Origin of the sequence: Caballeronia sp. LZ029 (genome assembly GCF_031451275.1) — a bacterium.
GTDB classification, from domain to species: Bacteria; Pseudomonadota; Gammaproteobacteria; order Burkholderiales; family Burkholderiaceae; genus Caballeronia; species Caballeronia jiangsuensis.
The window spans coordinates 105697-118140 of sequence record NZ_JARUXO010000093.1; the positions used below are offsets into that span (position 1 = coordinate 105697).

Genomic DNA, 12444 nt, shown 5'->3' on the forward strand with positions numbered 1-12444 from the left:
CGCTGTGCTATAACTGGTCGTGCGTCTCGCTGCTGCTCTATGAGGTTTTCTACATTCCACACTGGAGAACAACGATGCATAGACGAAACTTCATGGTCAAGTCGACCGCCGTTCTGGCGCTCGGAGGGCTCGCGCTTTCCGGCTGCACAGCCAATAGAAACGCGGGAGCCGAACAGGCGGCGGGCGCGGCGGATCTGCGGCGCTCCATCGACGCCGACGTCGATAGCACACTTCAGCGCCTCTACGCCACCGTAGGCGGTTCACGCGAACTGGTGGCGAAAGCGAGCGGCGTGCTCGTGTTTCCGTCCGTGCTCCAGGCGGGCTTCGTCGTCGGCGCACAGTACGGAAAAGGCTCGCTTCGTGTGGGTGGACACACCGTCGGCTACTACAGCACGACTTCAGGCTCGCTCGGTTTGCAGGCGGGCGCGCAATCGAAGGCGCTGATCTTTCTGTTCATGACCCAGGACGCGCTCGCCAAATTCCGCAATTCCGACGGCTGGTCGGCGGGAGCGGACGCTTCCGTGGCGCTGGTCAGGATGGGCGCGAACGGCGCGATCGATACGACCACCGCATCGAAGCCGGTTCAAGCGTTTGTACTGACCAACGCAGGTTTGATGGCCGACGCTTCGCTTCAAGGCACCAAGGTATCTCGCCTGAACGAGTGAGCGCAGTCTCGCGCGGCACGTACGACCGTCGCGTCGCGCGAGTTCGCTTTTTTCGGCCAAATTGCCGGATCGCAGTCCGGCTGGCGGAGCTCGTCTATCAAGGCTCCTGCACACGACTCCACGACGCATCCGGATCGAACTCGGTCAGCGGCTTAGCCGACGCGCCGCGATTCTTCTGATACACGACGCCGTTGTTGTTGACCACGAACGTCATCACCCCGCTCGACCCATATTGCGCGGGATACGCGGCCATCGCGAAGCCCGCCAGCATGCGCCCGTTGATGACGTAACTGAAAGGACCGCCCGGCGCGTGCTTTCCCTGTCGCGTGAGAATGCGGAAGTAGTAGCCGTGATACGCGTCGCCCGGGTTCCGATCCTTGAGATAATTCGCGCTCGCTGCGATCAGCGGCCCGAACGGACTCGGCTCCTCACCCTTCGATTCGTCCGCAGGCCAATACAGCCCGTCACGCTTGCCCGGCGTGCTGCCGAGCCTGCGCGCGTATTGCAGCACGCCGTCGCCCACGCGGTCGCGCGTCGCGTACTCGCGTTGCGCATCGACATACGCGCGCATCACCTTGATGGCCTCGCGCTCGTTCGCACCGATGCGCCGGTCCAGCACTTCCTGCTCGCCCTCTTCGGTCGCAAAGCGCCACGCGCCCTGCGTGCGAACGAGCGGAATCGGCATGGGCCACGCTTCATCGCCGATACGCAGAACGCGGCGGTCCGGCGACGTTTCCTCCAGCATGTGATACGCATTGAACTCGGCGAGCGCATTGGCGCGCAGTTCGCGATTCTCGGCTTCATCCGGCGTCACGACGAGTTCCTTGTGCGCATTGCCGAAGATGGCGATGAGCGCTGCGTCGTCGTTCGACTTGAGCGCCTGTTCCAGCGCGCTGACGGCTTCTTCCGGCGTCCTGAACGTCTCCTGATCCCCGGCGGCGTGAGCGCGCAAAGGAACGATGAGCATCGCGACGATCGCGCATGCGACGAATCGACGAGACGTGCTATTCATGAAGCGTCTCCTATCGGCGACCGCCGCGGCCGCCTCCGCCAAATCCACCACGCGCACCGCCCGAAAAGCCGCCCTGAAAATTTCGTCCGCCTTGCCCGCCCGGCATCGACTGCCGGCTCGCTGCGCCGCGCGCGCTGTCCGCTCTGGCGCCCTGGGCGGAACCGTAGCCGCTGAACGCGTCGCCGCCCCGTCCCTGAAGGTTGCCGGCGCTCGGTGCGCGTGGCGACTGCGCGGCCGTCGGGGCGCGCGCGCCGGCGCGAGATGGCGCATCGCCCACGCGTTGCGCCGATGCGCGCGTGCTCGCGCCCGATACTTGTCCGGGCTTCTTTTCCGAGCGCCACTGGGTCGAGCGCTGAGACGCAGAGGTTCCGTTCGCCGAGCGGTTCGCAGCGCGATTGCTCAGCTCGTTCTTCACATCGGCCCGGTTGACGTTGCCTTCGCGGTTGATATTGATCGTGTTGTTGCCGCCCTCGTAGTGCGACACGTAGTGCCCGCCGTTCCACGCCGCCGTGATCGCGGCGCCCCAGATGAGACCCGTCGCGAATGCCGCGCCCGGTGCGTAGGGATAGTAGTAGACCGGGTAAGGCGCCGGCCAGTATGAATACACCGGCGTCGGGCTGCTGATGACGACCGTCGACGGGTTGTACTGCGGCACGTAGATGACCTCGGGATTCGACGGAACGATCTTGATGACTTCCTTCTCGACCACCACCGTCTGCTTGTCATCCGTCTTGAGATTGCCCACCGATTGAGTCTGACGCCGGAAACGCTGCACGGCCTGCAACACGGCGCTTTGATCGGTCACCACCGCTTCGCCGAGCGCGACCGTCCAGTCGAGATTGGTGCTCATTGTCTTGAGCACTTCGGGGTAGTTCAGCAGCGCCTTGATCGGATCCTGCCATGCTTCGTTGACCGGCAGGTTCTTCTCGGTTTTTCTGCGATCGAGAAACCGGTCCGCCTGCACCACTTCGACCGGAAAAGTCGATGCCGGAAGAATGATCGCGACGAGATCATCGGGATAGAGCGCAATCGGACCGACGAGCGCGTCCAGCGAACCCGACTCCATCGGGAGGGGTTGCGCACGTCCCGCATCCGACGCCTGAGCCACGGTTTGCGTACCGCTTGCGACAGGTGTCGGAGCGACCGTTTGCGCGCCGCTTTCAGGCGGCGTTTGAGGGACTGCGCATCCGCCTGCGCACAGCGCGGATGCGATGACGACGATCACGCTAAAGCACTCACGCATGTCCAGCACCACCAGGATTGGCTACACCGCGCGTGTTCCAGAGCCCGGGTCGTTACAGGGCCGTCTCAGTTCCGAAAGAACATCCGATTGCAGATCGCCACGACACAGCGATCATTGCGCAGGCGCACCGCCATGTGCTGCTGCGATGGCCGCGTCGCGCTCTTTGGCGGCTTCCGCCTTCTTGTGATCGTAAACCTTCTTGGCCGCCGCGACCTTCTGGTTATATTTCTTGTTGGCTGCGGAGACTTCCATTCGCATCTTGACGATTTCGTCGCTATGCGCGGGCTGAGCCGCGCCCTGATCGGTTTGTGCCCACGCATTCGTTGCGAACGCGATCGACATCAGCACTACAGCTCCTTTGAGACGATTCATGGCTACCTCCTCTCTTTGACTGCTATCGACGCTTCACGGAGATATGAGGTGTGCCGGCCGTTCCTCTCCGCGCGAACTTTTCCAGGAACGACAACGCGGTCTAAACCGCACGCTGCTCTGCTCACAGTATGCGAACTCGTTCGTGAATTCAAGCAACCTGATCGGATCGATGTCGACCCAGACGATGATGCAATTGCCTATTAACCGCGCCCAAAGACGTCCCGGTTTCAAAGAAGGTCATTGAAAGGCATAAGCGATCCCGACGCCGTAAGTAAGTTGATTGCGCGTGCCACGCTGCGTCACGATGGGGCTGGCTGCCGAATCACCCATCAGGCGCTGGTAGTAAACCATCGCGCCCGCGTACCATTTCGGGCTGACTTGAAAGATGCCGGCGATCCAGCCGGTAATCTGATTGAGGCCGCCTCCGGGATTGAAAACCGGTAATCCGCTCTTCTGAGAGTCCTCGGATGTCACGCCGTAGTAGGTTTCGTTGAAGCCGCCGCTCACCCATGTCGCACCGACTCCGCCGCCGACGAACACGCGCGAATGCAGTGGAAACCATGCGCTCGTATTCAGTGTGGTGCGCGCGCCTGTATAGACGGAGCCCGCATTCGTGACGACGGTCACCTCCCCGCGCAAACGGAACGGCACATCGCCGACGTGACTGTACTCGTAGCCGACATACCCGCCGCCTTCCACCGTGGTGGAGACGTCGTGCACCTGCGACACGACCTCGTCATCGACATTCCGTCGTCCTAGACGAAGCGCCAGCGCCGGTCCCCACTGGAATCCGGTGAGACTCCCGAAGTTGTATTGCGCATAGGTGCCGTACCACTCGAACAGGTGACCACCGCTCGTCACGTATCGCATACCCGGAAGCACGCCGACGATGCGGTCCTTGCCGCCGGCATACTCGGTGGTCGAACCGATCCCCGCGCCAAAGAAATTCGGCAATGCGTTCGAAAAATCGACCGGACTTGCGCAAGCGTTGCCTACGACAAACGAGAAGCATGCTCCGGTGATCGCTTTGCATCGTTTCACAGGTGCTCTCTCCGGTCGATATGAGCCCGTCTGTTTCACAGTATTTCGATTTCTTGATCAATCGAATCATCGTGCCGCTTATCGCTATGCGTCGTCGTTGCAAAAGCCGATTCACAATGGTCGAGGATGCGGCTATCTTGATGCACACATCACATTCCAGATGTATCGACTCGTCCTCCGGAACTCACATCATGCTCGCTCGCAACCTCAGGCTCACCGCGTTGGTCGCTGCCATGCTCGTCTGCTCCTGGCCGGGCATGTCGGTGGCAACCGAGCAGGCGCAGCAACGTCGTGCCGGTCGCGACGTCCGTCAGGATACGCGCCAGGACGCCCGGCACACCAAGCAGGACTGCCGCGCCGCCAACCAGCAATCGAACGCGCATTGCCGGCACGACAAGCGGCAGACGAAGCAACACGGGCGCCAAACCGCAAGAGACATCAAATACTGACTAAGCGGGACGCGGTCAAGTCGAACGTGCGAGCCGTCCGCCATCATCCGCTGCGCGGTCGATCGAAAACCTGCAGCATCAGGCACGCGTAAAGGCTGACCGCAAGAAAAAGGCCCATGCGCACCGCGAACGCGGTATAGACGTCCTTGCCCGCGATGCTGTCCTGCACTGACTGGCCCAGCAGAATGATCATCGTGATGAAGCCGTTCAGCCAGACGCCCGGCGGATAGCGCGTCATCCTGATGCCGTAGAGCCTGCGCCCGACCATCAAACCGAACAGCAGCATCCACAGGAAGAACATCCACAGGTGCACCGAGAGTTTCAGCGCGAACCAGAACAGGATCGCGAGCAAGCCGCCGAGCAATGTCGAGCCGATGAGCTCTCGCGCCGCGCCGCGTGCGGTCGTGGTGCAACTCTGTCTGCCGAGACTGACCGACTTCATGATGATGGGCATATAGCTCGCCGGGTCGGTCATTGCAAGGAGGTACGCCGGCATGACCACCAGCGCGGCGCGCAGTGCAATGCGCGCGGCCTGATCGGCGGACACGGTTCTCGCGGCAGGCGGCGGCCGCGCGTTCGCGTTCTCGGGAAAGAGGCCGTGCATGAGCGCCGACACCAGCAAGGCGAGCAGCAGCCCCTTCACCAGCGCGCCGACCACCGTTGCGCCCACCTGGAAGTCGGCGGTGCCGGCCGCGGAGATCATCGTGACGCCCGCCACCAGAAAAGTCGCGACGAGGTTGTTGCCGCCGCGCACGCCGTAGAGGAACGCGACGAAGAGCAACACGCCGACGAGCATCACGCCCGCGAGCGCGTAATGTCGAAGCAGCGGCACGAGCAGCAGGCCGCTACCGGTGGTCAGCATCACGACCAGCGCCAACATCGCGGCTGACCTGAACGACAGCGGCCGGTTCTGCGTCGCGAGCAGAAAGACGGCGAACACCGGCGCGATCACGGGAATCGGGAAATCGAACGCAAAGCTGATCGCGAGGCACAGCGCCGTCCCGGTCGCCATGCGCAGCGCGCGACGGCCCGGAAGCTGGAGCGTGTTTTCCATCGGCGTTCTCAGTAGACGTAGGCCAGCCAGCTCATCACGCGCAGGAACATGCGGCCGAGCGGATTGAGCGGATTGCCCTGAGTCGGAAACGCCATCACCTCGGCCTGCCCGCCGACACGCATGTTGTAGAGGCGCGCACGCTCGTCCTTATCGAATTCGACGATTACCGGAAAGCGTTGGGCCGGCCGCAGCCAGTCGCGGCTTGTCTGTACGGAAGGCAGACTGCCGGGCGGCGTGCTCTGTCCCACGCTCACGCCGAACCCGATGCTGCGAATCCGCCCTTTGAAGACTTCGCCCGGCAGCGCATCCAGCACGATGGCCACAGGCGTGCCGGGCCTCAGGCGGCCGAGATTGTTTTCGGTCATGTCGGCGCTGATCCATACGTCGCGAATCGCGATCAGCGTCATCACCGCCTTGCCTGCCGATGCGAACTGCCCGACTTCCGTGCCGAGATCCGTGATGACGCCGCCGGTTCGCGCCCTGATGCGCGTGTTGGCGAGATCGAGTTCGGCCTTCTGGAGCGCCCCGGCCGCGCTGCGCAACTGCGCGTTCTCCGCCTCGATGCCGCCCTGTTGTTCGCGCGCACGCTCGACTTCCGCACGCGCCGCGGCGACCTGACTCTGAGCTTGCTCGTAAGTCGCTCGCGCCACTTCGAGACGCCGCAGCGAGATCGTGCCTTCGTCCTCGCGATACAGCCTTTCGAGCCGCTCGCTGTCCTGCCGCGCCTTGACCTCGTTCGCGATGGCCGCGCGCAGCGACGCACGCGCCGAATCGATGCCGGCCGTGCTTGCGCCGATCTGCCGGCGCATGGTTTCGAGATCGGCCCGCGCGCGATCGGCGGTGATGCGGTACTGCTCGCCGTCGATTTCGAAAAGCACGTCGCCTGCATTGACCTCCTGGTTGTCACGCACCAGGACGCGCGTCACCCGGCCCGATACTTCCGCGGCGACCGGCACCACATTGGCCTGCACGCGCGCCTGCTGCGTATAGGGCGTGATGCGGTCGGCCAGCAGATACCAGATCAGGCTCACGACGATCAGCGTGATCACACACTTCAGCGCCCTGCCCGATGGATCGCCAGCCGGAGCAGGCGGCGGCGTGCGCGCCGATGCGGCTTCCGACGACCCGGACGTTTCGCTCATCGAGCCGCTCCTTCGGATGGCACGCTCACCTCGTTCAGCAGATCGCCCCAGTCGGTGCGTTGCTGCATCTGCTGGCGTGTGGCGGCATCGACGAGCGGCTGGCGCGTGGTCCAGCCGCCGCCCAGCGCCTTGTAGAGCGCGATCAGACTGCCGACCGCGTTGCGCCGGTTGACGACATACGCGTCCTGCTGAGCGAACAGCGCGCGCTGCGCATCGAGCACGCGCTGGAAGTCCGAATACCCTTCCCGATAGATCGTGCTGGCGAGCGTCAGCGAGCGCCGCGCCGCCCCTTGCGCCTCGTTCAGGATGGCGTCGCGACGCGACGCGGCGATCAGCGACGTGGCGGCGTCATCGGCCTCGCGCGCCGCTTCGCGCACGGTGTTCTGATAAGCGACCGTCAACTGCTGCAGCCGCGCGTCCTGAACGCGCACATTGTTCGTGATTCTGCCGTGATCGAAGACGTTCCAGACCACGCTGGGACCGATCGCCACGGCAAGCGTGCTCGGCGAGCCCTTCAGCGAACTCGCGCTGAAGCCGAGCGTGCCGAGCAGGGAGACCGACGGATAGAAATCCGCTTCCGCCACGCCGATGAGCGCCGACTGCGCGGCCATCTGATATTCGGCGGCGCGCACGTCGGGGCGACGCAGCAGCAGATCGGCGGGGACGTCCTGCAGGACAGCGCGATCCACCAGCGGAATCACGCCGCCCTTTCCGGACGACACGACGATTTCCGGCAACGGGCCGGGCGGCCGGCCCATCAGCAGAGACAACGCGTGTTTCGCGAGCACGATCTGGCTTTCGAGTTCAGGGATGCTGCTCAACGTGCCCAGATACTGGGTGTTCGCCTGCTGGAAATCCAGTTCATCCGTCTCGCCGGCCTTGAAGAGTTTTAGCGCGATGTCGTAGCTGCGCTTCTGCAACTGAGCGTTCTCGCGGGCGATGCGCAGGCGCGCCTCGCCGGTGCGCAGCGTGAAATAGGTTTCGGCGACCTGAGCGTGCAGAAGAACCAGCGCGGCGTCGCGGTTGGCCTGCGCGGCGAAGAACGCGGCGTCGGCCGACTCGATCGCGCGTGCGAAACGCCCCCAGAAGTCGAGCTCCCATCCGACGACGAAGCCCGCGCCGTACTGCAAATACACGCCCGAGCGTGGATCGAAACCGTCCGAACGCTTTTGCGCCGACGCCAGCGCCTCGGCGCTGGCCTGCTGCACTTGCGGATAGCGTCCCGCGAGCGCGATGCCCAGTTGTGCACGCGCCTCGATCACGCGCAAACCGGCGATCTGCAGGTCGCCGTTCCCGGCATCGGCTTGTTCCATCAGGCGTTCGAGATTTTCGTCGCCGAAGATTAGCCACCATTGCCGGACATCGGGCTGCGGCGCCTGCTGCGTGACCTGTTCGAGCGACGTGCTGTTCCAGTGTTCGCTCCAAGGCTCGTGTTGCGGATGAAAGTCCGGCCCCACGCGCATGCAGCCGCTCAGCAACGACGCGAGGCCCACGATGACGCAGTCCGTCAGCCGCGGCCGTCTGATCCGGGAGGCATGCATCGAAGGCGACCCCTCAGAGCCGCTCCTGTTGTTGCGGGGGTTCCAGGGCCGGTTGTTGTTTCACCCAGCGCCAGAACAGCTTGTAGGCGACCGCGAGCATCACGGGACCGATGAACAGGCCGATCACGCCGCCCGTCACCATGCCGCCGAGCGCGCCGATCAGCACCACGGGCATCGGCACCGCGACGCCGCGGCCCAGCAGCATCGGCTTGAGCACGTTATCGGCGAGACCGGCGATGAAGGTATAGACCGAGAAGATGATCGTCGCCGTGCTCACGCCATTCGTCACGATCACGAAGATGATGACGGGAATCGTGATCAACGTCGCCGGCAACTGCATGATGCCGATCAGTAGCACGGCGAGCGCGAGCAGCCCCGCGCCGGGAATGCCCATGATGACGAAGCCGATGCCGATCAACAGCATCTGGATGAACGCGATGCCGACCACGCCTTGCGCCACCGCGCGAATCGTGGCCGTGCAAAGATCCGCGATCTGCTGGCCGTTTTCGGGTCCGGAGATGCGCGAGGCGATCTGCACGGCGCTGCCATAGCCCTTCTCGCCATGCGCCATGAAGATGCCCGCGACGATCAGCGCGAGAAAGAACACGATCAGCCCGGCGCCCAGACCGGTGATCGTGCCGAGCACGGCGAGACCGGCTTCCTTGATCTGCGGCGCGAACTTCTGCGCGAGACCCGTGACATCCGTCGACGCCTGCGCCCAGAAGTCGTACACCCGCTGCCCGACCAGAGGCCACGCGGCCACCGATTCCGCTGGCGGCGGAATCTGGAAGGTGCCGCTCCTGACGATGCCCATCGCGCGCTCGATGGACGTCGCAACCGCCACGCCGAGCAGATATGTCGGCACGAGGATGACGACGAACGCGACGAAGATGATCAACGTGGCGATCAGACCGTCCTTGCCGCCAAACGCGCCGCGGAGCCGGACCTGAAGCGGGTACAGCGTGACCGCGAGAATCAGCGCCCAGACCATCAGGTCGAGGAACGGCACGAATACCCGAAAACAGAAGACCGCCAGAACGGCGACGAGACCGGCGCGTATCAGGACATCGAGCAGTTCCCTGGAGAGCGTGCGCTCAGAAATCGGCGATAGCATTTTCGTGCCTCCTCGCGCTCACCCGTTCGAATACGGGACGGGCAGCATGACTTCCAGAACAAATCGGCGCATGAAGCCGGCGATCACGTATGACTGCGGCGATCGCGGAAACACGCTTACCCTGCCCGAGCCCGCGTAGTCGCTTCGAACAGCCGGCGGTGCACGAGCAGCAACAGGGGCGTGGAGACCATCGAGAGCGCGACGACCAGCGTGACGAGCGATGCCTGACGCTGATCGATGACACCCGCCGCCAGTGACGCGGCCATCACGACGAACGCGAACTCGCCGCCTTGCGACAGCAGAATGGCGAAGAAGCTCCGGTGCGATGCCGGCACGTCGAAGCGGCGCGCGAGGAACCACTGCGCGACCGCCTTCACGCTGACCACCGCGACGACGAGCACCGCTACGCGCACCGGCTCGCGCGTGAGCACGCTGAAATCCATCGACATGCCTACCGCGATGAAAAACAGACCGAGCAGCAAGCCCTTGAAAGGCGCCATATCGACTTCGATTTCGTGGCGAAAGTCGGAATCGGCGAGCAGCACGCCCGCGACGAACGCGCCCAGCGACATCGACAGATGCACGCTCTGCATGAGAAGCGCGATGCCGACGATCCACAGCAGCGCGAATGCGGTGAAGATCTCCGGGACGCCCGTGCTCGTGATGAGCCGCAGCACGGCGTTCAGCAGATAGCGCCCGACGAGCGCGATGGCGCCCAGCATGGCGAGCGCCTTCAGCGCGACGAGCCAGCCCGGTTCGGCGGCGGGCATGGGCACCGTCGGTCCGAGCAGCGGCAGGAGCGCGATCAGCGGAATGGCCGCCATGTCCTGGAACAGCAGAATGCCGAATCCCGCGCGGCCCGTCGGCATGTCCATGAGCTTGCGCTCCTGTAGCTCGGACATGACCATCGCCGTCGATGACAGCGACAGCGCGAGGCCGCCCGTCAATGCAATGCGCCAGGGCAGCCCCAGCATCATGAAAACGCCCAGCAGCGCGGCGGCGCAAACGGTCATCTGCATGGTCCCGTAGCCGAAGATGGTGCGACGCATCGCCCACAACGCGTCGATCTTCATTTCGAGTCCGATCACGAACATCATCAGCACGATGCCCAGCTCGGAGAAGTGAAGGATCGCATCGACATCGGTCACGAGCCGCAGTACCCACGGGCCGATCAGGACGCCCGCAAGCAGGTAGCCGAGCACCGCGCCGAAGCCGAAGCGAACGGCCAGCGGCACGGTGATCAGCGCCGACGCAAGAAAGATGACCACGTCGATCAGCAGCTTTGTCATGCGTTGTTCTCCTGAACCGGCTCGCAACCAACGCAGACACGAAAACTTGCGTCGATGCATCTGCATCGTTGTACCGGCGGCTGGCGCGCTTGACGAAAGCGATTGTTCGACGCGATGAGGCGCTCGGATCATCGAGCGCGGACAACGCAGGAAACCCGGGACCGCTCACGCGCGGATCGGGTTTCGGCCTTCTTACAGCATAGTGATATACGTAAAGGGTTCAAGGTTTGTCGCGAGCAGACAGATTCCGCGCGGGGCGTGCGCCGATGTCGTGGAGCCCGTAGGCACATGCTTCACTGGATCGCGATCTCGTCCTGCTTCGTTGCAGCGAACGCGTGCGACCTCAGCAAAACGAACGCTTGAACTGGACCAGTTTTCGTCTACAACCTAATCTGGCACGTGTCCCGCCGGACGGCGAACCACGTGACAAGACGACGTGAACATGAGTCTTCATATCGAGAAGACGATGCGCAATTCTGCGGCGAATCTCATCGCGATCGTAGGCGCCGCGCTGCTCGCGCTGCCGGCAGCGCCGGTCCCCGCCTTCGCGGCGGGATCGGCCACGCTCGCGCAGGTCGCAGCGCGAGGTGTCCTGCGATGCGGCGTCAGCGACGGCATCGCGGGCTTTTCCCAGCGGGATGCGTCCGGACAATGGTCCGGCATCGACGTGGATTTCTGCCGCGCGGTGGCCGCCGCGACGCTCGGCGATGCGAACAAGGTCGCCTTCGTCCCGCTCAGGGCGTCCGCCCGCTTTCCGGCGCTCAGAACGGGCCGCATCGATCTGCTCGCGCGCAACACGACCTGGACGCTCCTGCGTGAAGGCACGCTCGGAATTCAATTCGCGGGCGTACTGTTCTATGACGCGCAGGCCTTCATGGTTTCGACGGCGAGCGGCATTCGCACGCTCGCATCCCTCAAGGGCGTGACCGTCTGCGTTCAACGTGAGACGACCAGCGAAGACAATCTCGTCGGCTACTCGAATGCGAATGCGCTCGATCTGAAGCCGGTGGTGCTCGGCTCGGCGGCAGAACTCGAACAGGCCTTCACCTCCGGGCGATGCCGCGCCATGACGGCCGATCTATCCCTGCTCGCGACGCTGCGCAGCCGCACGCCCGGCGGTGCATCGGCGCTGGCGATCCTGTCGGAACGAATCTCGAAGCAGCCGCACGCGCCAGCCGTGCGCGGCGACGACGACGCATGGCTCGTCATCGTGCGCTGGGTGCTCTTCACGCTGATCGCCGCTGAAGAACTCGGCGTGACCCGTCAGAATCAGGCCGAGCGCGTGAGAGACCCGCTCGTGGCGCGCGCGCTCGTTCCGGACGCGAGCGTGACCGCGACGCTCGGCATCGGCCCTGGCTGGACGCTTCGCGCGCTCAAGAGCGCCGGCAACTACGGCGAGATGTTCAACCGCAATCTCGGCACCGGAAGTCCGATCAAGCTCGATCGCGGCCTGAACGAGCTCTACACACGCGGCGGCCTGATGTACGCGCCGCCGATGCAATGACGCCTGCGCGGGCCCATC

12 protein-coding genes are annotated in these 12444 nt (G+C 64.1%); 3 read left to right on the forward strand and 9 right to left on the reverse strand.

All coding sequences use genetic code 11. The features are described from left to right. Positions 1-74 precede the first annotated feature (74 nt). Positions 75-665 carry a YSC84-related protein gene (locus QCE73_RS34625; RefSeq protein ID WP_035508097.1) on the forward strand — a complete coding sequence of 197 codons (591 nt, stop codon included), beginning with the start codon at positions 75-77 and terminating at the stop codon, positions 663-665. Between the two features lie 97 nt (positions 666-762). On the opposite strand, the gene QCE73_RS34630 is transcribed toward QCE73_RS34625, so the two are convergent. The 4 genes from QCE73_RS34630 to QCE73_RS34645 form a co-directional block, all read right to left on the reverse strand. Further along, complete coding sequence (locus QCE73_RS34630; RefSeq protein WP_309885425.1) at positions 763-1677, reverse strand: DUF2950 domain-containing protein; 915 nt, start codon at positions 1675-1677, stop codon at positions 763-765. Positions 1678-1687: 10 nt separating this feature from the next. After that, on the reverse strand, positions 1688-2920 hold the full coding sequence (locus QCE73_RS34635) for a DUF3300 domain-containing protein (RefSeq protein WP_309885426.1): 1233 nt from the start codon (positions 2918-2920) through the stop codon (positions 1688-1690). A 111-nt stretch (positions 2921-3031) separates the two neighbouring features. Beyond that, positions 3032-3292, reverse strand: a complete 261-nt coding sequence (locus QCE73_RS34640) for a hypothetical protein (RefSeq protein ID WP_035508095.1) — start codon at positions 3290-3292, stop codon at positions 3032-3034. A 237-nt stretch (positions 3293-3529) separates the two neighbouring features. Then, a complete protein-coding gene (locus tag QCE73_RS34645) occupies positions 3530-4246 on the reverse strand; it encodes a MipA/OmpV family protein (RefSeq protein WP_309885427.1) in 717 nt (238 codons plus the stop codon). Between the two features lie 278 nt (positions 4247-4524). Between QCE73_RS34645 and QCE73_RS34650 the strand changes: the two genes are divergently transcribed. Then, positions 4525-4782 carry a hypothetical protein gene (locus QCE73_RS34650; RefSeq protein WP_404989851.1) on the forward strand — a complete coding sequence of 86 codons (258 nt, stop codon included), beginning with the start codon at positions 4525-4527 and terminating at the stop codon, positions 4780-4782. Between the two features lie 43 nt (positions 4783-4825). Here QCE73_RS34650 and QCE73_RS34655 read toward each other — a convergent pair whose 3' ends face one another. The 5 genes from QCE73_RS34655 to QCE73_RS34675 form a co-directional block, all read right to left on the reverse strand. After that, complete coding sequence (locus QCE73_RS34655) at positions 4826-5836, reverse strand: DUF2955 domain-containing protein (RefSeq protein ID WP_309885428.1); 1011 nt, start codon at positions 5834-5836, stop codon at positions 4826-4828. 8 nt (positions 5837-5844) lie between these two features. Further along, positions 5845-6978, reverse strand: a complete 1134-nt coding sequence (locus QCE73_RS34660) for an HlyD family secretion protein (protein WP_309885429.1) — start codon at positions 6976-6978, stop codon at positions 5845-5847. After that, a complete protein-coding gene (locus QCE73_RS34665) occupies positions 6975-8519 on the reverse strand; it encodes an efflux transporter outer membrane subunit (RefSeq protein WP_309885430.1) in 1545 nt (514 codons plus the stop codon). The genes QCE73_RS34660 and QCE73_RS34665 overlap by 4 nt, the downstream gene beginning before the upstream one ends. A gap of 13 nt (positions 8520-8532) precedes the next feature. Next, positions 8533-9633, reverse strand: a complete 1101-nt coding sequence (locus QCE73_RS34670) for an AI-2E family transporter (RefSeq protein ID WP_309885431.1) — start codon at positions 9631-9633, stop codon at positions 8533-8535. Positions 9634-9749: 116 nt separating this feature from the next. Next, a complete protein-coding gene (locus QCE73_RS34675; RefSeq protein ID WP_309885432.1) occupies positions 9750-10922 on the reverse strand; it encodes a monovalent cation:proton antiporter-2 (CPA2) family protein in 1173 nt (390 codons plus the stop codon). A 442-nt stretch (positions 10923-11364) separates the two neighbouring features. Between QCE73_RS34675 and QCE73_RS34680 the strand changes: the two genes are divergently transcribed. Further along, a complete protein-coding gene (locus QCE73_RS34680) occupies positions 11365-12426 on the forward strand; it encodes an amino acid ABC transporter substrate-binding protein (protein WP_309885433.1) in 1062 nt (353 codons plus the stop codon). Positions 12427-12444 lie beyond the last annotated feature (18 nt).